At 64.4% G+C, this 23,353-nt stretch carries 20 protein-coding genes and 2 tRNA genes; 11 read left to right on the forward strand and 11 right to left on the reverse strand.

The genetic code is table 11. The features are described from left to right. Nucleotides 1-394: 394 nt before the first annotated feature. Nucleotides 395-1,486, forward strand: a complete 1,092-nt coding sequence (locus tag DESTE_RS00410; RefSeq protein WP_035063883.1) for a type I restriction endonuclease — start codon at nucleotides 395-397, stop codon at nucleotides 1,484-1,486. A gap of 75 nt (nucleotides 1,487-1,561) precedes the next feature. Here the strand turns inward: DESTE_RS00410 and DESTE_RS00415 are convergent, their stop codons facing one another. From DESTE_RS00415 to DESTE_RS00455, 8 genes are all read right to left on the reverse strand, one after another. Next, the gene (locus DESTE_RS00415) at nucleotides 1,562-2,131 is read right to left on the reverse strand and encodes a gamma-glutamylcyclotransferase family protein (RefSeq protein WP_035063886.1); all 570 of its coding nucleotides are present in this window, start codon (nucleotides 2,129-2,131) and stop codon (nucleotides 1,562-1,564) included. A 245-nt stretch (nucleotides 2,132-2,376) separates the two neighbouring features. Then, a complete protein-coding gene (gene anfK, locus DESTE_RS00420; RefSeq protein ID WP_035063888.1) occupies nucleotides 2,377-3,765 on the reverse strand; it encodes a Fe-only nitrogenase subunit beta in 1,389 nt (462 codons plus the stop codon). A gap of 335 nt (nucleotides 3,766-4,100) precedes the next feature. After that, nucleotides 4,101-4,466 carry a Fe-only nitrogenase subunit delta gene (gene anfG / locus DESTE_RS00425; RefSeq protein ID WP_245590671.1) on the reverse strand — a complete coding sequence of 122 codons (366 nt, stop codon included), beginning with the start codon at nucleotides 4,464-4,466 and terminating at the stop codon, nucleotides 4,101-4,103. Nucleotides 4,467-4,491: 25 nt separating this feature from the next. Beyond that, nucleotides 4,492-6,051, reverse strand: a complete 1,560-nt coding sequence (gene anfD, locus DESTE_RS00430; RefSeq protein WP_035063889.1) for a nitrogenase iron-iron protein, alpha chain — start codon at nucleotides 6,049-6,051, stop codon at nucleotides 4,492-4,494. A gap of 76 nt (nucleotides 6,052-6,127) precedes the next feature. Then, nucleotides 6,128-6,499: a P-II family nitrogen regulator gene (locus tag DESTE_RS00435; protein ID WP_035063890.1), complete on the reverse strand. Its 372-nt coding sequence runs from the start codon at nucleotides 6,497-6,499 to the stop codon at nucleotides 6,128-6,130. A gap of 37 nt (nucleotides 6,500-6,536) precedes the next feature. Continuing rightward, entirely contained in the window at nucleotides 6,537-6,830 is a 294-nt protein-coding gene (locus DESTE_RS00440) for a P-II family nitrogen regulator (protein WP_245590672.1), read from the reverse strand. Nucleotides 6,831-7,122: 292 nt separating this feature from the next. Next, entirely contained in the window at nucleotides 7,123-7,950 is an 828-nt protein-coding gene (gene nifH / locus DESTE_RS00445) for a nitrogenase iron protein (protein ID WP_035063892.1), read from the reverse strand. Nucleotides 7,951-8,483: 533 nt separating this feature from the next. Then, nucleotides 8,484-8,559, reverse strand: a tRNA-Thr gene (locus tag DESTE_RS00455). Between the two features lie 306 nt (nucleotides 8,560-8,865). On the opposite strand from DESTE_RS00455, the gene DESTE_RS00460 reads away from it, so the two are divergent. Next, nucleotides 8,866-10,188, forward strand: coding sequence for a MerR family transcriptional regulator (locus DESTE_RS00460; protein WP_035063895.1), 1,323 nt, complete (start codon nucleotides 8,866-8,868; stop codon nucleotides 10,186-10,188). 131 nt (nucleotides 10,189-10,319) lie between these two features. Here the strand turns inward: DESTE_RS00460 and DESTE_RS00465 are convergent, their stop codons facing one another. Further along, a complete protein-coding gene (locus DESTE_RS00465) occupies nucleotides 10,320-11,210 on the reverse strand; it encodes a UPF0280 family protein (protein ID WP_245590673.1) in 891 nt (296 codons plus the stop codon). A 255-nt stretch (nucleotides 11,211-11,465) separates the two neighbouring features. Here DESTE_RS00465 and argF point away from each other — a divergent pair, with 255 nt between their 5' ends. From argF to DESTE_RS00490, 5 genes are all read left to right on the forward strand, one after another. Beyond that, nucleotides 11,466-12,368 (forward strand): ornithine carbamoyltransferase, encoded by a 903-nt coding sequence (gene argF, locus DESTE_RS00470; protein WP_035063896.1) that lies wholly within the window; start codon nucleotides 11,466-11,468, stop codon nucleotides 12,366-12,368. Between the two features lie 68 nt (nucleotides 12,369-12,436). Next, complete coding sequence (locus DESTE_RS00475; RefSeq protein WP_035063897.1) at nucleotides 12,437-13,642, forward strand: argininosuccinate synthase; 1,206 nt, start codon at nucleotides 12,437-12,439, stop codon at nucleotides 13,640-13,642. Between the two features lie 162 nt (nucleotides 13,643-13,804). Continuing rightward, complete coding sequence (argH, locus tag DESTE_RS00480; RefSeq protein WP_035063898.1) at nucleotides 13,805-15,187, forward strand: argininosuccinate lyase; 1,383 nt, start codon at nucleotides 13,805-13,807, stop codon at nucleotides 15,185-15,187. Between the two features lie 165 nt (nucleotides 15,188-15,352). Continuing rightward, nucleotides 15,353-15,991: a hypothetical protein gene (locus DESTE_RS00485; protein ID WP_035063899.1), complete on the forward strand. Its 639-nt coding sequence runs from the start codon at nucleotides 15,353-15,355 to the stop codon at nucleotides 15,989-15,991. Nucleotides 15,992-16,269: 278 nt separating this feature from the next. Beyond that, nucleotides 16,270-16,536 (forward strand): RNA recognition motif domain-containing protein, encoded by a 267-nt coding sequence (locus tag DESTE_RS00490; protein WP_012611219.1) that lies wholly within the window; start codon nucleotides 16,270-16,272, stop codon nucleotides 16,534-16,536. Nucleotides 16,537-16,757: 221 nt separating this feature from the next. On the opposite strand, the gene DESTE_RS00495 is transcribed toward DESTE_RS00490, so the two are convergent. Together DESTE_RS00495 and DESTE_RS00500 are read right to left on the reverse strand one after the other, a co-directional pair. Continuing rightward, nucleotides 16,758-17,633, reverse strand: a complete 876-nt coding sequence (locus tag DESTE_RS00495) for a substrate-binding periplasmic protein (protein WP_084559292.1) — start codon at nucleotides 17,631-17,633, stop codon at nucleotides 16,758-16,760. A 434-nt stretch (nucleotides 17,634-18,067) separates the two neighbouring features. Then, nucleotides 18,068-18,161, reverse strand: a tRNA-Sec gene (locus tag DESTE_RS00500). Nucleotides 18,162-18,510: 349 nt separating this feature from the next. Here DESTE_RS00500 and ftsH point away from each other — a divergent pair. The 4 genes from ftsH to DESTE_RS00520 are packed head-to-tail and all read left to right on the forward strand — an operon-like array spanning nucleotide 18,511 to nucleotide 23,199. Then, nucleotides 18,511-20,535 (forward strand): ATP-dependent zinc metalloprotease FtsH, encoded by a 2,025-nt coding sequence (gene ftsH / locus DESTE_RS00505; RefSeq protein WP_035063902.1) that lies wholly within the window; start codon nucleotides 18,511-18,513, stop codon nucleotides 20,533-20,535. After that, entirely contained in the window at nucleotides 20,532-21,554 is a 1,023-nt protein-coding gene (gene folP / locus DESTE_RS00510; protein ID WP_035063904.1) for a dihydropteroate synthase, read from the forward strand. Before ftsH ends, folP begins: the two co-directional genes overlap by 4 nt. Continuing rightward, a complete protein-coding gene (gene cdaA, locus DESTE_RS00515; protein WP_035063907.1) occupies nucleotides 21,554-22,297 on the forward strand; it encodes a diadenylate cyclase CdaA in 744 nt (247 codons plus the stop codon). Before folP ends, cdaA begins: the two co-directional genes overlap by 1 nt. Nucleotides 22,298-22,299: 2 nt before the next feature. Then, nucleotides 22,300-23,199, forward strand: a complete 900-nt coding sequence (locus tag DESTE_RS00520; protein ID WP_035063909.1) for a CdaR family protein — start codon at nucleotides 22,300-22,302, stop codon at nucleotides 23,197-23,199. Nucleotides 23,200-23,353: the final 154 nt, after the last annotated feature.

Below are 23,353 nucleotides of genomic sequence, written 5' to 3' on the forward strand. Positions count from 1 at the left end.
AAGCCGGGATAGGGGGAGTTTATCAAGCGTTGTCAGATCGTCGTCATCGTCTGACAGATTTCGACGGCATGGCGCTGGTGTCTTTTACGCCATTGGAGACTAATGGTGAGAGCCCGGCGTAAACGGCAAACGGTGGATGAATCCGGTAACTTTTTGACGGAAGAGTTTGTTTTGTGATATCGAAGTGGTATGGGAAGAGTGTTTCCGCGTCTGTAGGGATTAACCGAGGTTGCGAACACCCGCCTCGTCCGGACAAAAGAAGGGTCCCTCGGATAACCGGGGCCTTTCCTTTTTCGCGTGCCCTTATTTTACCATTGCAAGGGATCTGTCAGGGCGGGTGGGGTTATAGGGGAACAGGAACGCGCATCGGCCACGAAACCAGGAGGTACCCGCGATGGACTTTTCAGAATCCATAAAAGCCCTGTCGGACAGGGCACAAAAGGTGAAATGCAACCTTGCGACGGAAGAGGCGACCAAAACCAGTCTGGTCATGCCATTCATCCGTGCCTTGGGGTACGACGTGTTCAACCCTCTGGAAGTTGTACCTGAGTTCATTGCGGATATCGCAGGGAAGAAGGGAGAGAAGGTTGACTACGCCATCATGCATGATGGGAAGCCAATCATGCTCATCGAGTGCAAATGCTGTGGGGCAAACATGAATGACGCGAACAGGGACCAGCTGCACAGATATTTTCTTACGTTGGATTCGTATATAGGAATTCTTACTGACGGAATACGCTATAGATTTTTTTCCGCAGCTGACGATGGGAAGAACATGGACGCCACCCCGTTCATGGAGTTCGACCTTGAAAATCCAGACCCCACGCTGCTCCCCGAATTGCGCAAACTGTGCAAGGGGAAATTCGATCTTCAAAATACGCTCGATGCTGTAAGTCAGCTAAAATTCAACCGTCAGGTCAAGATGGTGCTGGCTCAAAACTTGGAGGACCCGGATGAGGAATTTGTTAAATTCTTCATTCGTACTGCGGGGAAAGTCGCATACAAGAACACAATTTTGCAACACGCCGCGTGGGTAAAGCGGGCGATGGAAGAGTTTATCGCGGAGCAGATTGACGCCAGGCTGAAGACTGCGCTTGCAGCGACACCTAAGAAAGAAGAACTGGCGCAGGATGTAGAATGTCCTAGCGATGTCCCCAGCGTGGTCACCACGGAAGAGGAGTGGCAGGCGTTTTATCTGGTCAAGTCAATCCTCATGGGGGTCGTGCCCCCGGAGAGTGTTTTCATCCGCGACGGCGTGAATTTTTGCAACATTCTGTTCGAAGACACACTACGGCAACCCCTCCTCCGACTTTTTTTCAATAACCCGGAAAAATTGGCGGTCGAACTGGTTGTCGGAATGACCGGCGAAAAAAAGGAATTTTCCAAGCACCAGATAACAGGCATAGACGACATCCTGCAATACTCCGATGCTATTCGGGAGACGGTGCGGATGTACTTGGCGAAGAAGGGACAGAAAGAAAGGTAGCCCCCTTGGCAGTGTTCCCCGCACCTGCGGGGATGCATCGGCCACGGATGCGCAGATCGCACGCATCCGGAAGCGTTACCCGTCACCCCCGCCGCAGGTATCGCACGAGACGTTGGCCAGCAGCCCCCGGTCGAAATGGGGATGGCGGGGCGCAGGGTACGAGGCCGGGCGGCTGTCCATGGCGCGCAGCCGGGCAAGGTAGTCGACGGGCAGGCCACGCTCTTCCGCGCCGTGCGCGATGAAGCCGAGGTATTCACGGCTGGGGGGCACGGGGGTGCCCTGCACGTCCTTCTTGTACAGCAGCACGTGGTGGACGCCGCCTTCGGCGTCGGTCACCGTGGCCGGATAGTGGAAGTAGCTGCCCGCGCCGTCCAGCCGTGCGTCCTGCCAGGCATCCAACCGTCCCAGGTCGGTGAAGGTCAGTTCCAGCACCACTCCCCACACCTTTTCGCCGGGCGCGGCGGCTACCGTTTCCAGTCCGCCGTCCCAGATGCGGGTGTGCCCGTGGAAGGACAGCCGATGGTCGCTCAGCCGGGCCACGGCCACCACGCGGGGCAGTGTGGAGCAGCGGGTGCGCAGCTGCGCCGGGTTCATGTTGGAACCGTAGGCGAACAGGTAGGCCCGGTCCGGCCTGCCGTAGCTCATGACCGCTTGTGTCGCCTGACGCATCCGGTCCGCCTGTCCTGCCTGTTTTGTCCGTTCCGTTCGGGCCGGGTCCGATGTGATCTGTCGTACGTCTGGCGCGACGTCTGGCGCGCCGCCTGAAAACTTCATGGTGCCACTCATGGGGCCTCCCGTGGGTTGCCGATGAAGAAAACGGCGGAACCGCCGCGCCCCCGCTGGGTGGTCGGGTGCGGCGGCGGTTCCGTGGGCGTGCCGTGCGGGCGGCATCACCACATGTTGAGCACCCATTCCTTGTTTTTCTTGTATTCCATGTCCGAGAACAGGGTGTTGGCCATCTGCTCGGCCAGCCAGGTGGCCCCGGCGTAACCCACCACGGGGTGGCGGTGCATGCCCGCCCGGTCATAGGTGGGAAAGCCCACGCGGAACATGGGGATGTTGTAGTCGATGGAGATGAAGCGGCCCTTGGAGTGGCCCAGGATCAGGTCCAGTTCCAGCCCCTTGTTCTTGATGCGGTCTTCCAGTTCCCAGAAGTCCGCGTTGGTCACGATCTCCATGTCGTGATCCACGTTCTCCTGCAGGGCCTTGACGCGCGGGTCGGTCTTGTAGTTGGGGTTGTCGTCGCCCAGAAGCAGCAGGGTGGGCTTCATTTCCAGGTCCAGACAGAACTCCGCCAGGCCGATGACCAGGTCCGGGTTGCCGTAGATGGCCACGCGCTTGTCCGCAAAGAACATGTGCGTCAGGTCGGTGATGGCGTCCAGCGCGATGCCGCGTTCGCGCACCAGCGATTCCGGAATGGGCTTGCCGGTCAGCGTCTGCAGGTTCTTCAGGAAGGTATCCGTGTTGCGGATGCCGATGGGCGTTGGCCCGATGATGGTCGGGATGTCGAATTCCTGTTGCAGGTACTTGGCCGCCCTGCCGCCCTCGTACGGGTTGAGGGCGATGGTGCCCATGGCGTTGGCCGTGCCGCGCAGGTCGTCCATGGTGGTGGTGCCGTGGGCCACGTGGTTGCCGTGAGGCATCAGCGGCGCGTCGAAGCTTTCGATTTCGAACAGCACGGTGGCGTCGATGCCCATGGCCGAAACCAGGTGCTTCAGCTCGGTCACGTCGCCGGGGTTCACCCAGCCGGTGAGCAGGTTCAGCTTGCCGTTGGGTTCGGTTTTGGTGGCAAAGTGGCTGACGAAGTCCTTTACCGCCACGTCGTACCCGCTGACCATGCTGCCCACGAAGCTGGGGGTGTGGATGGGGATCAGGTGCACCTCGCGGTCGGGGTACTTTTCCTTCAGCAGCCCGGCGTTCAGCTTGGTGACCACGCCGTCGATGTCGTCGCCGATGACTTCGGTGGAGCAGGTGGAGATGATGGGCACCACCTTCACGTCGGGGTAGCGCATCAGCAGCACGTCCACGGCCTGCTCGACGCGGCCGCAGGCCCCGAACACCGCGCCGTCCTCGTGCACCGAGGAGGAAGCGATTTCGAAACTCTCCTTGAAGTGCTGCGAGAAGATCAGGCGCACGAACATCACGCAGCCCTGGCCGCCATGCACGATGCCGATGCATTCCTTGATGCCGATACTGGCGAACTGCGCCCCCGCCGGCTGGCAGGTGAAGATGGGGTTGATGCACCCCGGCCGTTCTTTTTCCTTTATTTCACAGGCCATGGCGGTCTTCCTCTTGGGACTGGGTAGTGGGGGTTGCGCCCCGTGGCGGGCGGCGCTGGCGCCGCCGGAGTACTTTTAGCTGGTCTTTCAGGGCTGGATTTTGAATGAGGATTTTCGTTCGTTGGCAAGGAAAACGAGCCTGCCATGAGGGAGTGCGGCAGCCGTTAGGCGAGGTTGCGAGCCTTACGGATGGCGACCACAACGCATACTCTTTGCGTATTCGACCGAGCCTCAGCCGTTGGCGAGTCTTCGAGCCTTACGGATGAGGACAGCAAGGCCATGGCAGGCGAAGTTTGACGACGCCAACGGGCGAAAAGACCGTTCAGAATCCAGTCCTAGTACTTCTGGTCGGTCAGTTCGAGATTGAGCGACCCCGTAACGGTCAGGTACTCGATGCGTTCGTGCAGCCCCTGCATGAGCACGGCAATCTCGTCCTTGCTCATATCCGCCAGCCACGCGTAGCGGGCGCGGAAGGCGTCTGCCAGGCACACGGCGTCCACCCAGTAGCAGCGGGCATCCGGGGTGGAGATGTCCACCGGCTCGTCGCACAGAAGCTGCCTGGTCCTGGTCAGGATGCCCTCGTTCTGGCGGGTTCTGTCCCAGGCACGGGAGTGGAACTGCCACAGGCATTTCTTCATGATGTAATCGACAAGCTGCTCGATGCGGTCCTTCATCACGTCATCCTTCATTGCGTCGCCCATGTGGTGGTCTCCGTGTCGCACCGCGTCACACCGCGACGGCTTGCGGCTCGAAGGTGGGGTAGGTCTTGCCCCGCAGGTCCACGAGGCTGTCGTACTTGCCGGAGTAAGGCCGCAGGTTCGGGTCGTTGCGCACCTCGTCGGGCAGGTTGGCGTCCGAGAGCATGCGCCGGGTGACGAAGCCCTTGTCGGTGGGAATTTCGTCCTTGCTGATGTCCAGCTTGGACAGCTCGTGAATGGGCGAGTAGATGGCGTTGTAGATGTCGCGCGCAAAACGCACCCAGCCTTCAAAGCCCTTCCACGGGCCGTTGTGGTAGGCGTGGGCGTTCAGGTAGGGCACGCGCACCTTCTTGGCCACCTCGCCGGGACGCTTGCCGGTAAAGATGATGTCCGGCTGCAACATGTCCATGGCTTCCAGCCCTTCCAGTTCGTTGGGGTCGTCGATGGCGAGAGCCCCTTCCTCGCAGCGGGCGATGCCCTTTTCCATGTCCCCCTGGTGGCCGAACTTGGTGTACACCGACACCACGTCCACGCCCATTTCGTCGTGGATGACATGCGCCCAGTGCCACAGCTTGGAGCCGCCGGGCCACAGGCACACCTTCTTGCCGGTAAGGCGGGCCCGGTACCATTCCAGTTCCGGCTTCCAGCGGGCGGTTTCTTCCTCGATGATGGTCTGGGCGCGGTCTTCTATGCCGAAGAACAGTCCGATCTTGCGCAGCGAGTTGCCCAGCGGCTCGAAGCCGAAGCCGTCGATGTCCAGGCGCGGCGTGCCGTAGCGCTGGCGCAGTTCGTTGCAGATGTATTCCGCAGAACGGGCGCATTCCAGCACGTTCAGGTGGGCCAGGTGCATGCCGCGCAGGCCGTCGTACGACCCGTTGCCGGTGAAGGTGGACAGCACCTGGATGCCCATGCGCTTGAAGTAGTCCTGCATGACCTCCTGGTCGCCCTGGATGTTGTATTCACCCACGTAGTTGATCACGTAGTCGCTGGTGATCTCCGGCTCGAAGGTGCCCACCTTCTGGTTGATCCAGGCGATGTTGATCTTGTGGTGCCCGCCCGACTGGCTGGGGCCGCCAAAGCCCGGCGAGTTGCACACGAAGATGTCCACGTCGGGCATTTCGTCCATCACTTCCTGCGCGATGGCGTTGATGTCGTCGCCGATGAGGGCGGACGCGCAGGTCTGGTAGATGGTCATGTGCTTGATGTGCGGCACGGCCTTGAAGCTGTCGATGATGGTCTGCTTCAGCAGCTTTTCCGCCCCGAACACGATGTGCTTTTCCTTCATGTCTGTGGCGAAGGTGTACTTGAGCTGGAAGTTGTCGTTGTCGCTGATGTAGCGCTTGGTCTGCCACGTGTCGTAGGTGCAGCCCACGGGGCCGTGGCTGAGGTGGATGACGTCCTTCATGGGCGTGCCGATGACGTGCTTTGCGCCGCAGTAGGCGCAGCCGCGCTCGGATATGGTGCCCGGAATGGTGTTCAGGTAGCCGAGGGGCAGCGCATCGGCCAGCGTTTCGCCGGGGCTCTTGATGACGGCGTGCTTTTCGCGCTCGGGTATGCATTCGCTGCATTTGAAAAGATGGTACGGCATGTCTCGTTCCTCTCCGGGGATGGGCAATCGTTACGCGCGATGGGCGTTGCGGGGTGCGGTGGGCGCTACGGACGCGCTACAGGATGGCGCTTTCGCCGTGTTCGTCGGTACGTACGCGCATGGCGTCTTCCACGGGACAGATGAAGATCCTGCCGTCGCCGATCTGCTCGGTGCGGTTCACCGTCACTATGGCGTCGATGACGGCGTCCACGCTGGCACCGGGCACCACCAGCGAAATCATGCGCTTGGGGATGTACTTCATCTTGCGGAACTTGCCCTGCTCCAGCACCCTGGGGTTGATTTCCGTGCCGATCTCGCCAGCCAGGCCCTGCTGCTTGCCCCGGCCCAGCACGGGCACGGCGGTCAGGCAGGGGAAGCCCAGCTTGTCCAGCGCTTCCTTGGTGGCGCCCATCTTCTTGGGGCGGATGATGGCGATGATCTCCTTCATGGCGCCACCTACAGGCCCTTCACGCCGGTGCGCACGGTCAGCGCGTCCTCGACGGCGAGACGAACACCTTGCCGTCGCCGAAATTGCCCGTGTACGCCTTGCATTTGATGAGCGTGAGGATTTCCTCGACGCTGGCTTCCTCCACCACCATGACCAGCATGGTGCGGGGCAGTTCGTCGTAGTGCACGCTGCCCACGGTGATGCCCTTCTGCTTGCCGCGCCCGAAGGCGTGGATCATGGTCATGGAGGCGAAACCCGCCTCGGCGAGGCCGTCGGCCACGGTGTCCGCGGCTTCTGGCCGCACGATCGCCTTGATCATCTTGAGAGCCATGGAATCGCTCCTTGCGGTCTGTGTGGGGCGGGTTGCGCCGGTATGGATTGGTGTGGCGGCTGTCCCTGAGGGCCATTTCCAAGTGGACGCGGCCCCGGGGGGTGTTTCTAAATTAGGATTTTCGTTCGTTGGCAAGGAAAACGAGCCTGTCGTGAGGGAGTATACTCTTGTCGTATTTGACCGAGCCTTAGCCGTTAGGTGAGCTTGCGAACCTTACGGATAAGGACAGCAGAGCTATGGCAGGCGAAGTTTGACGTAGCCAACGGGCGAAAGGACTATTTGGAAACAGCCCCTAGTCGGCGATGCCGTACTTGATGACCATCGCTTCCAGCTCGTCCATGGTGAGGGGCTTGGGGATGACGAAGTTGGTGTTCTCGATGATCTTCTGACCGAGTATGCTGTATTCCAGGGCCTGGTTTTCGGCGTCGTCGTACTCCGTCACGGTCTTCTTGTTGAATTCCGCCTTCTGCACGATGTTGTCGCGCGGCACGAAGTGGATCATCTGGGTGCCGATGGCGGCGGTGAATTCTTCCAGAAACTCGCGTTCGCGGTCCACCTTGCGGCTGTTGCAGATGACGCCGCCAAGGCGCACGCCGCTCTGCTTGGCATACTTCAGCAGGCCCTTGCAGATGTTGTTGGCGGCGTAGATGGCCATCATTTCGCCGGACGCCACGATGTAGACTTCCTGCGCCTTGCCGTCGCGGATGGGCATGGCGAAGCCGCCGCACACCACGTCGCCCAGAACGTCGAAGAACACGTAGTCCAGGTCTTCGGTATACGCGCCAAGGCTTTCCATGAGGTCGATGGCGGTGATGACGCCGCGCCCCGCACAGCCCACGCCCGGTTCCGGACCGCCGGATTCCACGCAGCGGATGTTCTTGAAGCCGCTCTTCACCACCTTGTCGATGGTCACCTTTTCAGCGCCCTGCTCGCGCAGCACGTCCATCAGGGTTTCCTGCGGCTTGCCGCCCAGGATGAGCCGGGTGGAGTCGGCCTTGGGGTCGCAACCGTGGATGAAGATCTTCTGGTTGTGGAAGTGCGCCATGGCGGCGGCGGTGTTCTGCGTGGTGGTGGACTTGCCGATGCCGCCCTTGCCGTAGATAGCGATCTTTCTGGTCATGGTGGGCCTCCGTTTCGGGGATGCGCTGCGGTTGCGATGCGTGGGGATTGCGCATCGGATATGCCGCCCATATTGCATGGGGTGTGCCATGCATGCGGAGTGCGCCAGGATCGGAGGATGGGTATGGCCGTAGGGGTAGATAAATGCGGAAGGGAAGGCGGATATGGTGCGGTGTGGTACGTTATGCAGGGGCGTGGTGATGCGAAAGTACGTTGGCGTACGAAGTGTGGTTGAGCGGGGTGGAGTGGCGATGTGCGGAGGAGTGTACGCTGTGGTGCATTTTGGGGTGGCGGGTGTTCGCGAAGGTGCGGATGGAGAAGGGGCGGTTGTACAAGGCGGGCGGTTTGGTGATGATTGGAGATGCCAAGTCCAGGGAGCCTGGTGAGGGGAAGGCGAGAATCCGCGCTATAGCATGATGCTCGCGTGGTCCGCATTTGGTCCGTTTAATGCGGCCCAAATGGCTATTTCGGGGGGCTTCGCCCGGTACGCAGAAAAGGCCGGACAAGGGTAATCCCTTGTCCGGCCTTGACATCTGGAGCCAGCATGGAGACTTGAACTCCAGACCTGCTGATTACGAATCAGCTGCTCTACCAACTGAGCTATGCTGGCTTGCGGGCTGCTGGCGGATGGCTCCGCCGGAAGCGAGAAGTGCTTGATATGGAAGTTGGCAGGTGAAGTCAAGCGGGTTGTGGGGCGGCGGAGGGTGGTGCATGCCGGCAGGGGCGAGGGTGGGCGGGTGCCGCATGCTTCTGCCTGATGTTTTCATGCAGTTCGTCCAGCCCTCATCATGCTATTGTTCCATCCAGCTGTCTTTGGTTGTTGGACAATTTTCTAGACAATATTTTTATGCGGATTTCTTGACAAAATGCTTCCAGTCGCGCAACTGTGCAACAACAAGAACTGGAGCACCTCCTCATGATCCGCGAACTGCTGACCCTCCGCGAAATCGCCCGCCGCCTCGATGTGCCCCCCTCCAGTATCGCCTATTACAAGGACAGGTTCGCGCGCTTCCTGCCCGCCGGAGAAGGGCGGGGCAGGCGGCTGCGCTATCCCGTGCATGTGCTGGACATCTTCAGGGAGATCAGGAGCATGTACACGCGCAACGTGGCGGCGGAGCAGATCGAGGAACGACTGGAAGAACTGGTGGCCGCGCTGTCCGCTCCAGCGGGGCAGCATGGCCAGGCGGGCGAATCGCCCCGCGCCGGTCAGCCGGTGGGGCAATCGGGCGGGCAGCCGGGTGCCAGATCGGGTGCGCGAGCATCCGGCACCGGGGCAGAGCCGCATCGGTGGGAACGCTTCCATGCCTCCGACGGCATGGCGGGCCCAGGGCACTCACCGGAATATTCAGCGGATGCCGCACCGCACGCAGCTAGTCCAGAGCCTGCGGACCCCGCCGTGGAAGGGCTGCCCGGCATGCTCGACCGCATGGCCACGCTGCTTCAGGTGCAGGGGCACATGCTGGCGGAGCTTTCCAGTCTGCGCCGTCAGGTGGAGGAACTGCGCGCCGACCGCGACGCCCTGCTTTCCGCCTTTGACGAGCGTGCCGCCCGGCTGGACGAGGCGCTGGACCTGCTGCGCCGTGAACGCGCAGAAGCGGTCACCCGCCTCGTGGACGATTACTACTCGGTAGTGTCGGGACCAGCGGATACCGGTGATGCCGCGGCCAAAGCGGACGCAGGCGCAACCGGTGGGCCGGAACACGGGGCTGCCGATGGCGCCGGGGCCAGCCGGAATACCACGGATCAGGACGCATCCGGTGCTGACGCGCGGGAGGGCAAGACCTCGTCCTCGGGGGCTTCCGAGTCCGCATCGCAGGCAACGTCCGAGCAGGCCAGGTCCGGCAAGGAATCCGCCACCACGCCGCCCGCAACCCTGTTCGACAGGCCGCTGGTCATCCGGCGCAACGGCGAATATCTGGGGGTGTCAGGCCGTGACAAGGCGTTCACCCTGCGTGAACTGCTGGCGCTGGTGGACCGCCACGCCGCCCGGCGGCATCGCGTCACCCTGGGCTGGAGCCGATCCGGCGCATCCTGGGTGCTGCGCCTGACCACCGACGAACCCGCCAGCGGCAGGCAGGGCGGCAGCCGCACCCATGAACTGACCCTGCAGCCGGTCACCACGCCCAGCGGCAACCACGTCACCCGGCTTTCGCGTCTTGCCATCAACGGGGACACGGTGCCGGACCGTTTTCTTCTGGAATTGTTCCGGAATATCAAGGAAAGCTACGAATCGCGGTAGCAGACGGCGGTTGGCGTCGTCCCCCGCCTGGCGCCTCTGAGTCCCGGCCTCCGGGCTTCCCCCAGGCATCGCCGGGTGTCCCCGAACATCCCCGGCGTCGCGCGGCTCCCGCCAGCCTCATGCGCCGCTGGTCATGCCACGGCCAGTTCCATGTTCCCCCAAATGCCCACGCGTCCGCTGCACTGGGCGTACACGCCCTCTATGCCCAGATGGGCCATGGCGGCGGCGCGTTCGGTCACGCGGGCCACGTCGTCCGCCCCCCGCAGCATGTTGCCGAACAGGGTGGCCGCCGCGTCGGCCAGGCTGGCATCGCGCGCCCGCACCGCCGCTATGTCGCCAACGCCAAGGCTCAGCGAATGGCCGATGGTGGCCGACGACGAGCATAGCGAGACGGGGCAGTCCGCCGCCTTCACCACCACACCGATCATCTCGCCGCTGGCCGGGTCGGGCAGCAGGCCCACCACCCGGTCGCGCTGCGAACAGATGTAGATGTCGCCGCCGTTCTCCACGATGATGTCCGGCGACACCGGGGCAAAGCGTTCCGCCACCATCTGGGCCACGGTGCCCGCCACGGCGGCAAAGGGGCCCACCCCGGCCAGGTCGGCCCCGTGCGCCATGCGCCGGGCAACCTCCGGGGCGCTGGCGGGAGTGGGCACGGGCGCCAGACTGGTGCGAAAGTCCGGCGCAAGCAGCATCCACGCCTTTAGCTGGCCGCGCAGTTCGGTGACATAGGCGGCGATGGCGTCCGGCAGATCGGGCAGGTCCGGCAGATCGGGCAGGTCTGGCAGGTCCGGCTGTACGGGCAGGCCGGGCAGGCCTGACAAGCTCGACAAGCTCGACCGGGCGGTCACCCACAGGTCGGTTTCTTCCACCACCACCTGAAAGACCACCTCGTCCGGGTGACGGGCGGTACGCTTGCGATAGCCGCGCACATGGTCGGTGTGCACGTTGAGGGCATCCGGCGTGGTGGGTGCGGAGTGACTGCGCGCGTTGTTGCGGGGGGTGTTGCGTCTGGTGTTCATGGGGCGGTTTCACCACAGGGGCGGGCGGGCGTCAATTGCCGTCGGCTTGTCCCGCCTGTCTTCCCACGGTCTCTCCTGCCGCCATCCCTGGCGTCATCCCTGGTGTGGTTCACGCCGTCGCCCGGCATTCATCCTGCCTACCGCCGTGTTCTCCGGCCCCACGCAGGGCCGCATTCTTTACAAGCGGCGGGCTTTGAGGCTAGGAAACCCTTTTCCGCATCACGTTTCGCAGTGCCGCAACACAAGGATGGAGCCATGCCCAGACATTTCAAGCGAATCAGGGACCTCGGCTACGAGGGGGCCTGGAAGCTGCTGCAACGCGCCAAGGAAATGAAGGACACCGCCCATCGGGGCAAGATCATGGAAGGCAAGACTGCCATCCTCATCTTCGAAAAGGCGTCCACCCGCACGCGCGTGTCCTTCGAGATGGCGGTGCGCCACCTTGGCGGCTCCACCATCTTCATGACCCCGGCGGAAAGTCAGCTGGGCCGCTCCGAACCCCTGCGCGACACCGCCCGCGTGCTTTCGCGCTACGCCGACTGCATGGTGGTGCGCACCTTCGGGCAGTCGAAGATAGACGAACTGGCCGAATACGGTTCCATCCCCGTGGTCAACGCCCTGACCGACGAAGGGCACCCCTGCCAGGTCATGGGCGACGTGCTGACCATGTTCGAGCGCACCCCCGACCTGTCCACGGTGCGCGTGGCCTGGGTGGGCGACGGCAACAACATGGCCAATTCGTGGATCGAAGCCGCCATCTACTTCCCGTTCGAACTGTTCATGGCCTTTCCCGAAGGCTACGAGCCCGACCGCGAACTGCTGGGCTACGCCCTGAACGCCGGGGCCAAGATATTCCTGACTCATGATCCGCGCATGGCGGTTGAGGGCGCACACTACGTGAACACCGACGTGTGGGCCTCCATGGGCCAGGAAGAAGAACAGAAGAAGCGCGAGGCCGCCTTCAAGGGCTACTGCATCGATACCGACATGATGGCCCTTGCCGCGCCCGACGCCAAGTTCATGCACTGCCTGCCCGCCCACCGGGGCGAGGAAGTGACCGACGAGGTCATGGAAAGCCCGGCTTCCATCATCTTCGACCAGGCAGAAAACCGCCTGCACATCCAGAAAGCCATTCTGGAATGGGCGCTTTCGGAATAACACCGCGCCACGGCACGCGCCGCGCGACGCATACCGCACAACATATCGCATAACGGGGCTGAAACGACATGGCCAAGGCTATCAAGAAGGTCGTGCTCGCCTATTCCGGCGGGCTGGATACGTCGGTGATCCTGAAGTGGATCGCCGTCACCTATGGTTGCGAGGTGGTGACCCTTACCGCCGACCTGGGGCAGGAAGAGGACCTGGACGGCGTTGACGCCAAGGCCCTGCGCACCGGCGCCAGCCGCGCCTACGTGGAAGACCTGCGCGAGGAATTCGCGCGCGACTTCATCTTTCCCATGATGCGCTCCGGCGCGGTGTACGAGGGGCGCTACCTGCTGGGCACCTCCATCGCCCGTCCGCTCATCGCCAAGCGCCTGGTGGACATCGCCCGCGCCGAAGGCGCGCAGGCCGTGGCCCATGGCGCCACCGGCAAGGGCAACGACCAGGTGCGCTTCGAGCTTGCCGTCAACGCCCTGGCTCCGGACCTGGACGTGATCGCACCGTGGCGCATCTGGGACCTGCGTTCGCGCACCGACCTGACCGCCTTTGCGGAACAGCACGGCATCCCGCTATCCACCTCGTCCAAGCAGTACAGCATGGACCGCAACATGCTGCATTGCAGCTTCGAGGGCGGCGAACTGGAAGACCCGTGGTGCGAACCCGGCCCCAACAGCCATGTCATGGCCGTGCCCGTGGAACAGGCCCCGGACACCCCGGAATACATCACCATCGAATTCAAGAAGGGTGATGCGGTTGCCGTCAACGGCGAAGCCATGAGCCCGGCCACCATCGTGCGCACCCTGAACACCATTGCGGGTCGGCACGGCATCGGCCGCCTGGACATGGTGGAAAACCGCTTTGTGGGCATCAAGTCGCGTGGGGTGTATGAAACCCCCGGCGGCACCGTGCTGCACATCGCCCACCGCGACCTGGAAGGCATCTGCATGGACCGCGAATCCATGCACCTGCGCGACCAGCTGATTCCGCGCTACTCCGAGGCCGTGTACAACGGCTTCTGGTTTGCGCCGGAACGCGAGGCCATGCAGGCGTTCATCGACAAGACGCAGGAAACCGTCAACGGCACCGTGCGCCTCAAGCTGTACAAGGGCAATGCCTACCCCGTGGGCCGTACCTCGCCCAACACCCTGTACTGCCACGACCTTGCCACCTTTGAAGACTGCGCCACCTACGACCACGCCGACGCCGCGGGCTTCATCAAGCTGCAGGGCCTGCGCGTGCGCGGGTACGCGCAGCGGGTGAAGAAGGACTAGGCGACGCCGGTAGCGAGTGGGGACACTGTCCTCGTCCCGAGCCTGCACGCCCCGTAATGAAAAGTTTGGGGGGATGGGGGCCCGGGGGAAGGCGACCCTTTTCAAAGGGTCCCTTCCCCCGGTACCTCTTCCCCCTCATCTCTAAACAAGGGTCTCCCAGCAATGGCCGAAAAGAAGATGTGGGGGGGGCGGTTCCGTCAGGCCACCGCCGCCCTGGTCGAGGAATACACCCAGTCCGTTTCGTTCGACCGCGCCCTGTACGCGCAGGACATCGCGGGTTCCAAGGCGCATGCGCGCATGCTGGCGAAGCAGGGCGTGCTGACGGCGGACGAGGGCGCGCGCATAGTCGAGGGGCTGGACATGGTGCTGGCCGAGATTGAAGGCGGCACCTTTGTCTGGCGGCGCGAGTTGGAAGACGTGCACATGAATATCGAAAGCCGCCTCACCGAACTGGTGGGCGACGTGGGCAAGAAGCTGCACACCGGTCGCAGCCGCAACGACCAGGTGGCGCTGGACTTCCGTCTGTTCGTGTCCGACCGCATCCGTGCCTGGCGCGGCCTTGCGCGCGATCTGGTGGGCGTGCTGGCAGAGCGCGCGGGCGAACACGCGGATACGCTGCTGCCCGGCTGCACCCACATGCAGCCCGCCCAGCCGGTGAGCCTTGGCCACCATCTGCTGGCCTATGCGTGGATGCTGCGCCGCGACGCCGAGCGCCTGGCCGACTGCGACCGCCGGGCGCGGGTATGCCCGCTGGGCGCGGCGGCGCTGGCGGGCACTACCTACCCGCTGGACCCGGCCTACGTGGCCGAGCAGCTGGACATGTACGGCACCTTCCGCAACAGCATGGACGCCGTGTCCGACCGCGACTTCGTGCTGGAATCGCTGTTCTGCGGGGCCACCATCATGGCCCACCTGTCGCGCCTGTGCGAGGAAATCATCATCTGGGCCAACCCGGCCTTCGGCTTCGTGCGGCTGCCCGACGCCTACGCCACCGGTTCGTCCATCATGCCGCAGAAGAAGAACCCCGACGTGGCCGAGATCATGCGCGGCAAGACGGGCCGCGTGTACGGCGCACTGACCGCCATGCTGACCACGGTGAAGGGCCTGCCCATGACCTACAACCGCGACATGCAGGAGGACAAGGAACCGTTCCTCGACTGCGACCGCACCGTGTCTGCGTCGCTGGAGATCATGGCGGGCATGCTGCGCGAACTGGGCTTCAACGAAGGGCGCATGCGCGCCGCCCTGCGCGCGGGCTTCCTGAACGCCACCGAACTTGCCGACTACCTGGTGGGCAAGGGCATTCCCTTCCGCGAGGCGCACCACCTGACCGGGGCCGCCGTGGCCCTGGCGGAAGAACGGTCCATCACGCTGGAAGAGCTGCCCCTGGCCGACCTGCAAGCCATCTGCGAGCGTATCGGCGACGATGTGTACGCCGTTCTCGACCCGGCGGCGGCGGTGGCCCGGCGCGAGATGCCCGGCGGCACCGGCCCCTCGTCCGTGGCGGCGCAGCTTGCCGAACTGGCCGACTGGCTGGAAGACTAGAACCATGCTCTTGGGCCGTTCGTCGTCATGGCGTAAACAGACCCTAAGACCGCCCTGGCCAGATTGCCGATAAACTGTCTGAAAACGGGCCGCCTTCCGGCAGGGGGGCGGCCCGAAGCAAATGATCAGGCTGGCCGCGCCACGGCAGAGCGCACAAGGAATCCAATGCACCGCAACAAGAAGCTCATTCCGGCCCTGCTGCTGGCCGTGCTGTTCAGTTGGGCGCTGTACAACCTGCTTTCCGTCTCGGGCATGCTGCCCGGCAGCGGCCAGGTGATGGAGCAGGGGGACGACGGATCGGCCCTGCTGCCCGCCGAACTCAAGGCCGAAGTGACGGCCCTGAACACGGCGGACGAGACGGCGTCCGACAACGAATGGATGGCCATGGTCACCCAGGCGGCCAGCGGGGTGTTCTACAAGGACGCGCGCGACCGCTCGCTGACGCTGGCCGCCTCGCGGGCGCTGGAGGCGGGCAAGTTCGCCGTGGCCATCACCGCCGCCGAGGTCATGTACCACCCCGAACCGCGCGAGGACGTGCTGCGGGTGGTGGTGCAGGAGGCGGCCAAGACCCGCGCCACCATCAAGTATTCCGTGCGTGCGGCGCGCAACCTGTCGAAGCTTGGCCAGCGGCGCGAAGCCTATGCCCATATCCTGCAAGCCTGGGCGGACCTGGCCGGGAACGGGCAGCCCCGGACCGATGATGGCGCGGCCCCCGGAAATGGCAGCGCGCCTGTCGCGCCCGTCGCGCCAGCCGCGCCCGGCGCCGCCGTGCTTACGGTTGGCCCCGCCGGAGTGGGGCAGTAGCGCGGTCGGGCGATGGTCGGGCAGATATAGGGTTCGGGTAGCTGTGCCATGAACAAGCGTTTTCGGGCGGAATTGCGATAGATTCTACTTGACCGCTTGAGAAACTCCGACTAATTCTCCAATCATGTCGGTCGATGCTCCGGGTGTGCCGTGCGTCGGGATCGGCATGGGCTTGTGGCAAGAGTTTCGGCGAGTCGATAGGCATCCCACCTACAGAGTTTCTGCCCGATCTTTCGCACGAGCGAACCCCCTCATTTTCCCTGCAAGGAGTTTTCCTGATGTCCAAGTCTCTGTATGTGGGCAACCTGCCTTTCTCCGCCTCTGAAGACGAAATCCGCGACCTGTTCTCCCAGCACGGCCAGGTGCTCAGCGTGAAGCTGATCTCTGACCGCGAAACCGGCCGTCCCCGTGGCTTCGGCTTTGTCGAAATGGAAGCCGCCGACGCCAACAGCGCCGTGGAAGCCCTGAACGGCTACTCCTTCGGTGGCCGCGCCCTGAAGGTCAACGAAGCCCAGCCCCGCGCTCCCCGTCCGCCCCGCTGGTAGTTTCGGCGCGGCAGCACCAGCCGTGAGCGCCTCGTGCGCCATGTGCCGGTGACCACGCGGATACGCAGCAATCACAAGGCCCGCCTGCCGGATGTCCGGTCAGGCGGGCCTTTTTCTTCTCGTGCGGAAAATGGGGTGCGTCGGGTGCGGCAGGCGCCGCGAAAGGGCAGGGTGCGCGGCGGCCCATGGCGGGGCCGTGGCGCGCACCGCCATGCAGGCCGTCAGCGCGTCCGGGCCGTTTCAGGAACCAGAATGCGTTGCAGGGTGCCGTCCGCGCGCATTCGCCCGATCTCGGCGTCGATTTCAGCCAGGCGTCCGGCCAGCGGCGAGTTGCGGGAAAAGGCCATGTACAGCGGGTAGCTGCGCACCGGGCGTTCCGCCTTGCCCACCGAGGACCGCAGGTCCGGCTGGCTGTTCAGGTAGGCTTCGGCCACCAGGTCGTTGCTCAGGCACAGGTCCACGCGGCCACTGCGCAACTTGGCGAAGTTGCTCTCGTCCGAGGGGGCGTATTCCACGGACAGCCCAAGCCGCGCCACGGCGGCCAGGAATTTTTGGGAATACGTGTAGCCCTGCACCAGGCCGATGCGGTAGGGGCGCAGGTCTTCGTAGTGCTGCCAGGCAAAACCGTCATGAGCGGGGTAGGCATAGTAGAAGGACTGGTGCGCCTCGGCCACCGGCACGGTAAACGCCATGGTCGTCTCGCGTTCGGGAGAGTGGGCCAGCATGCTCACCCCGTCGGCCGCGCCGTCCTCGGCCATGCGCAGCGCGCGGTTCCATGGCAACAACCGCTGCCGTACGGGAAGGGCCAGCCTGCGGAACAGTTCGTCTACAAGGGCGGTGGCCGTGCCGCTTGCGCTGCCGTCTTCAAGCGCGAAGGTGTAGGGCGGGTACACGGTGTTCACCATCAGGAAGGCGCCATCGCGGGTGTCGTCGACCGGGGGGGCCGTGCCGCCGCTGGCCAGCGCCGAGGTTGTGCCGATGATGGCCGACCCCGCCAGGCCCGCTGGGCCCGTCAGGCCCGCCAGTTCAGGAAGGCCAGGCAGGCCCGTCAGGAAAACCGTGATCGTCAGAATGAATACGGCCAGACGCGCAAGCATGGGCCGGATGGCGCGGGAACGCCGAAGGCGTGGAGCACATCCGGGGCGGGGGTGGCGTGGCTGGTGGCGGAAAAGGACCGGGACTGACGGCATGGCGGGCCTGCTGATGAACGGTACGGTGTATTCGGGCTGATCGGGCATCCGGATTGCTGGCGCTCGCAGGCCCAAGGGTATCGGCGGGCCGATGGCGCGCTGGCGGCGTGTCATAGCAGATGCGCCGCAAATGACAATGCCCCTCCAGAGGGGCGGGATTTTGCGCGTGATGCCGTGATGGCAGTCGGCACAACATGGCGTGGATATGGCGAAAGGCGTTTTGCTATAATGCCGGTTCGCCGCGTGCGCCTGAGGTGCGGACCGGGCAGAACCTTCGGCGCACGGGGCGGAGCCGGATCTATCCAATGAAAAAAGCCCCGGAAAACGGGGCCTTGTGTGCGTGGCGGAAGCGTATAGGAGTCGAACCTACCATGGACATCTCTGCCCACCACCGGTTTTGAAGACCGGGCGCCACACCGGTGACGAAACGCTTCCACGAGGGTTCGGCGTATCTAGCAGAATCGGTGTGGCACGGCAAGACGGGGATGCGTGCCAGTGTCATGGGAGGGTAAGGCGCCCGGGTGACGGGGCGCCGATGTCCGGGGGAATGGGGGGCGCCGATCTGGCCTGCTGCCGATCTGGTTTGCTGCCGATCTGGCCTGCTGCCGATCTGGCCTGACGCCTGGTTGAAGCGCATGCCGGGGCGCCGGATCGGGGATACCTTGCCCGACAGCCCGAAAAGGCGGGGAAAGTGCGCCCGCGCGCATTGTCAAATAGTTCCCGACGACTTAAAAAGGAGAAATCGTCCGCACGACGGACGTTCACTTCCGCACGGAGGCCAGACTTGAACCAGTTTTCGCGCAATCTGATTCTCTGGGCGATCATATCGTTGCTGATGGTCGTCCTGTTCAACATGTTCAATCAGCCACAGGGGACGCAGGCGCGTCTTACCTATACGGAATTCCTCCAGAAGGTCGAACGCGGCGAAGTGCTGCGCGTGACCATCCAGGGCCAGAAGCTGACGGGTGAAAGCTCCGAGGGCAAGGCGTTCCAGACCTATGCCCCGCAAGATCCCGAACTGGTCAGCCGTCTTATCTCCCAGAAGGTCGAGGTGAAGGCGGAACCGCAGGAAGAAGCCCCCTGGTACATGACCCTGCTGGTTTCCTGGTTCCCCATGCTGCTGCTGATCGGCGTGTGGATATTCTTCATGCGCCAGATGCAGGGGGGCGGGGGCAAGGCCATGTCGTTCGGGCGTTCGCGCGCCCGCATGATCACGCCGGAATCGGCCCGGGTCACCTTCGAGGACGTGGCTGGCGTGGATGAAGCCAAGGAAGAACTGAGCGAAGTGGTGGAATTCCTGTCCAACCCGCGCAAGTTCACCCGCCTTGGCGGTCGCATTCCCAAGGGCGTGCTGCTGGTCGGCCCTCCCGGCACCGGCAAGACCCTGCTGGCCCGTGCCGTGGCGGGCGAGGCGGGCGTGCCGTTCTTTTCCATTTCCGGTTCCGACTTCGTGGAAATGTTCGTGGGCGTGGGCGCATCGCGCGTGCGCGACCTGTTCATGCAGGGCAAGAAGAGCGCCCCCTGCCTGATCTTTATCGATGAAATCGACGCCGTGGGCCGCCAGCGTGGCGCGGGCCTTGGCGGCGGACACGACGAGCGCGAGCAGACCCTGAACCAGCTGCTGGTGGAAATGGACGGCTTCGAATCCAACGAAGGCGTCATCCTCATCGCCGCCACCAACCGCCCCGACGTGCTGGACCCGGCGTTGCTGCGCCCCGGCCGTTTCGACCGCCAGGTGGTGGTGCCCACCCCCGACGTGCGCGGGCGCAAGCGCATCCTTGAAGTGCACACCCGCCGCACGCCCCTGGCCACCGGCGTGGCCCTGGACATCATCGCCAAGGGTACGCCCGGCTTTTCGGGCGCGGACCTGGAGAACCTGGTCAACGAGGCCGCCCTGCAGGCCGCCAAGGTGGGCAAGGACACCGTGGACATGGGCGACTTCGAGTACGCCAAGGACAAGGTGCTCATGGGCAAGGAGCGCCGCAGCCTCATCCTGAGCGACGAGGAAAAGCGCATCACCGCCTACCACGAGGCGGGCCACGCCCTGGCCGCCAAGCTGCTGCCCGGCTCCGACCCGGTGCACAAGGTGACCATCATCCCGCGTGGCCGCGCCCTTGGCGTGACCATGCAGCTGCCGGAAGGCGACCGCCACGGCTACTCGCGTTCGTACCTGCTGAACAACCTCGTGCTGCTGCTGGGGGGCCGCGTGGCAGAAGAGGTGGTGTTCAACGACATCACCACCGGCGCGGGCAACGACATCGAGCGCGCCACCAAGATGGCCCGCAAGATGGTCTGCGAGTGGGGCATGAGCGAGGCCATTGGCCCCATGAACATCGGCGAGCAGGGCGAAGAGGTGTTCATCGGGCGCGAATGGGCGCATTCCCGCAACTTCAGCGAAGAAACCGCCCGCCTGGTGGATGCCGAGGTCAAGCGCATCATCGAGGAAGCCCGGCAGCGCTGCCGCACCCTGCTCGACGAGAACCTCGACTCGCTGCATGCCATCGCCGGCGCCCTGCTGGAGCGTGAAACCATCAGCGGCGACGACATCGACATCCTGATGCGCGGCGAACAGCTGCCGCCGGAAAAGCCCAACAACCGCCCAGGCCCCGCCCGCGCGGGGGAGCAGCCCGCGTCCGGCAGAAGCGCCGGAGCGCCCTCGGCCTCCGCCGCACAGACCGGCTCCGCTAACGCGGAATCCGACGCCGCCAGCCGTGACGAGTTCACCCTGGAGGCCGACGACGCCGCCGAGCGCGGCCCCGGTGGCTCCGGCGGTGCCGACGACCCCAACGGCGGTGCGGGGCGTAGATGACGACGGCTTGCGGCCACGCGCAACAGGCCAGCTGGACCGTAAGGGGGGGAAGGGCGGTGACGCCCGCCCCCCCTCATCCCTTTGTGGTGTTCGGCATCGTCAACGTCACGCCGGATTCGTTCCATGACGGCGGGCGCTACACCACCCACGAGGCGGCGGTAACCCATGCTCTGCGCCTTGCGGCGGAAGGGGCGAGCGTGCTGGACATCGGCGGTGAGTCGTCGCGTCCCTATGCAGAGGCGGTGCCGCTGGAAGAGGAACTGGCGCGGGTGCTGCCCGTGGTGCGCGGAATCCGGGACGGGTATGCGGCCCATATGGCCGAGCGTGCCGCAACGCATGACCAAGCCCGTGCTCCAGGCCAAGCCGCATCCCAGGCCGCATCCCAAGTCGCAGTCGATGCCGATACGGCCCCGCAGGCCGTGTTCCCCCGCCCCGGCGGCGCGCCGCTGCTTTCCGTCGACACCTACAAGGCGGGCACGGCGGCGGCGGTGCTGGACGAAGGCGTGGACATCATCAACGACATTTCCGCCTGCGCCTACGACCCCGGTCTGCTCGACGTGGTGGCCCACTATCAGCCCGGCTACGTGCTGATGCACAGCCCGGGCAGACCGGAAACCATGCAGGACGCCCCGGCCTACGCCAACGTGGTGGACGCGCTGCTGGACTTCTTTCACGAAAAGATGGACATGCTCGTGCGTGCCGGGCTGCCGGAATCACGCATCCTGCTGGACCCCGGCATCGGGTTCGGCAAGCTGACGGAGCACAACTTCGAGATACTGCGCCATATCGAACGGTTCGATTCGCTGGGCCGCCCCGTGCTGATGGGGCTTTCCAACAAGTCGCTGTTCGGCGGGCTGCTGGACCTTGGCCATGGGCAGCGGGCGGGCGCCACCCAGGTGGCCACGGCCCTGCTGGCCGCACGCGGGGTGTTGTGCCACCGCGTGCACGACGTGGCGGAAACCGTACGCACCCTGCGCCTCACCCAAGCCATGGCCCCCGCGCCACGCACGGAGAACTGATGCTGGGCCTGGAGAACGTCACCGCCAGCTGGCGCGATCTGCTGGACATCGCGCTGGTCACCGCGCTGTTCTACCGCATCATCGTCATGGTCAAGGACACGCGCGCCGTGTCGGCCATTTACGGGCTGCTGCTGCTGGTGGTCACCTACTTCGTCTCGCGCGAACTGGGGCTGTACACGCTAGGGTGGCTGCTGGAGAGCTTCTTCGGTTCGTTGTTCCTGGTGATCATCGTGCTGTTCCAGCGCGACATCCGCCAGGCCCTCACGGACATGGGGGCGCGCAGCTTCTTCCGCAAGAAGACCACTGCCGACGACGCCCTGAACGAGATCATCGGCGCCGCGCTGTATCTTGCCCAGCGCAAGATCGGCGCGCTCATCGTCATCGAGCGCAACGTGGCCCTGGGCGACATGATCGAACGCGGGGTGAAGCTGGGGGCGGCGCTCTCGCGCGAGTTGCTCATCACCATCTTCTTTCCCAAGACGCCCCTGCATGACGGCGCGGTGATCATCCGCAAGGGCGAGGTGGCGGCGGCGGCGTGCATCCTGCCCCTGGCCACCGTGGACCGGCAGGACTTCGGCACCCGGCATCGCGCGGCGCTCGGCATTACCGAGGAAAGCGACGCGGTGGCCGTGGTGGTTTCCGAAGAACGCGGGGCCGTCACCGTGGCCGTGGGCGGCAAGCTGACCACCAGCCTCGACGCCACGCGCCTGAAGCGCGTGCTCAAGAACATCCTGGAGAAGTAACGGTGCGTTCCAACTGGCAGTACGCCGTCATGGCCTTCGTCATGGCCGTCACCCTGTGGTACATGGTCACCGGGCGCGAACGGGTGGAAGTTGTGGGCGAGGTGCGGCTGGAATTCAAGGGCATCCCCCAGAACCTCGTGGTGCGCGAAGGGCTGGTCAACAAGGTCAGCGTGCGCGTGCGCGGCCCCAAGGGGCTGGTGCGCGTCATGACCGCGCGCGACATGAGCTACGCCATCGACCTCAGCAACCTGAAGCGCGGCACCAACATCGTGCCCTTGACGGCGGAAAAGCTGCCCGAGGCGCGCGCCTTCGAGGTGGTGGAGATAACCCCCTCGCGGCTGACGCTGGAGGTGGACGCCATCGTCGAAAAGGATGTGCCCGTGGCCGTGGACATCAACGGCACCATTCCCGTGGACATGCGCATCGACAAGACCGAGGTGACCCCCCCCAGGGTGCATCTGCGCGGGCCTGAATCGCTGGTGTCCCGCATCGACAAGGTGAAGGTGGTCGTGGCTGCCCCCGTGCTGGATCAGGCGGGCACGGTGGAGGTGCAGGCCACGCCCACCCTGCCCGAGGCCACGGAATCGGCGCCGCCCACCGTTTCCGTGCGGCTGGCCACCGCCCTGCGCATGAAGGAAACCACCCTCAAGCGCGAGGTGGCCGTGCAGCCGCCGCACGGGCTGCGGGCCCGGGTGTCGCCGCGCACGGTCACGCTGCTGCTGGAAATGCCCGCCTCCGTCGCCGCGGACGCCGAGGCGCTGCGCGACATCAAGGTGTACGCCGAAGTGCCCGAGGACGTCGCCCCGGGGCAGGAGAAACTGCCCGTGCGGGTGGACCTGCCGGACAAGGTGCGGCTGAAGGACATTTCGCCCGACACGGTGAACGTGACCTTCCGCAAGTAGTCTTTAGGGGCAGTCTCTACATTGTCTTTTTGTCCGTTGGCAGCGCCAGACTTCGCCTTCCATGGCTTTGCTGTCCTTATCCGTAAGACTCGCGCTGCGCGCTCGCCTAACGGCTAAGGCCCGGTCGAATACGGCAAGAGTACGCGTTGCGGTC

Origin of the sequence: Nitratidesulfovibrio termitidis HI1, assembly GCF_000504305.1 — a bacterium.
In the GTDB taxonomy this organism is placed as follows: Bacteria; Desulfobacterota; Desulfovibrionia; order Desulfovibrionales; family Desulfovibrionaceae; genus Cupidesulfovibrio; species Cupidesulfovibrio termitidis.

Excerpts from the sequence above, each read along its gene's own strand:
- DESTE_RS00410 (WP_035063883.1), top strand. The coding sequence starts at position 395 with ATGGACTTTTCAGAATCCATAAAAGCCCTGTCGGACAGGGCACAAAAG.
- DESTE_RS00415 (WP_035063886.1), bottom strand. The coding sequence starts at position 2,131 with ATGAGCTACGGCAGGCCGGACCGGGCCTACCTGTTCGCCTACGGTTCC.
- anfK (WP_035063888.1), bottom strand. The coding sequence starts at position 3,765 with ATGGCCTGTGAAATAAAGGAAAAAGAACGGCCGGGGTGCATCAACCCC.
- anfG (WP_245590671.1), bottom strand. The coding sequence starts at position 4,466 with ATGGGCGACGCAATGAAGGATGACGTGATGAAGGACCGCATCGAGCAG.
- anfD (WP_035063889.1), bottom strand. The coding sequence starts at position 6,051 with ATGCCGTACCATCTTTTCAAATGCAGCGAATGCATACCCGAGCGCGAA.
- DESTE_RS00435 (WP_035063890.1), bottom strand. The coding sequence starts at position 6,499 with ATGAAGGAGATCATCGCCATCATCCGCCCCAAGAAGATGGGCGCCACC.
- DESTE_RS00440 (WP_245590672.1), bottom strand. The coding sequence starts at position 6,830 with ATGGCTCTCAAGATGATCAAGGCGATCGTGCGGCCAGAAGCCGCGGAC.
- nifH (WP_035063892.1), bottom strand. The coding sequence starts at position 7,950 with ATGACCAGAAAGATCGCTATCTACGGCAAGGGCGGCATCGGCAAGTCC.
- DESTE_RS00460 (WP_035063895.1), top strand. The coding sequence starts at position 8,866 with ATGATCCGCGAACTGCTGACCCTCCGCGAAATCGCCCGCCGCCTCGAT.
- DESTE_RS00465 (WP_245590673.1), bottom strand. The coding sequence starts at position 11,210 with ATGAACACCAGACGCAACACCCCCCGCAACAACGCGCGCAGTCACTCC.
- argF (WP_035063896.1), top strand. The coding sequence starts at position 11,466 with ATGCCCAGACATTTCAAGCGAATCAGGGACCTCGGCTACGAGGGGGCC.
- DESTE_RS00475 (WP_035063897.1), top strand. The coding sequence starts at position 12,437 with ATGGCCAAGGCTATCAAGAAGGTCGTGCTCGCCTATTCCGGCGGGCTG.
- argH (WP_035063898.1), top strand. The coding sequence starts at position 13,805 with ATGGCCGAAAAGAAGATGTGGGGGGGGCGGTTCCGTCAGGCCACCGCC.
- DESTE_RS00485 (WP_035063899.1), top strand. The coding sequence starts at position 15,353 with ATGCACCGCAACAAGAAGCTCATTCCGGCCCTGCTGCTGGCCGTGCTG.
- DESTE_RS00490 (WP_012611219.1), top strand. The coding sequence starts at position 16,270 with ATGTCCAAGTCTCTGTATGTGGGCAACCTGCCTTTCTCCGCCTCTGAA.
- DESTE_RS00495 (WP_084559292.1), bottom strand. The coding sequence starts at position 17,633 with ATGCTTGCGCGTCTGGCCGTATTCATTCTGACGATCACGGTTTTCCTG.
- folP (WP_035063904.1), top strand. The coding sequence starts at position 20,532 with ATGACGACGGCTTGCGGCCACGCGCAACAGGCCAGCTGGACCGTAAGG.
- cdaA (WP_035063907.1), top strand. The coding sequence starts at position 21,554 with ATGCTGGGCCTGGAGAACGTCACCGCCAGCTGGCGCGATCTGCTGGAC.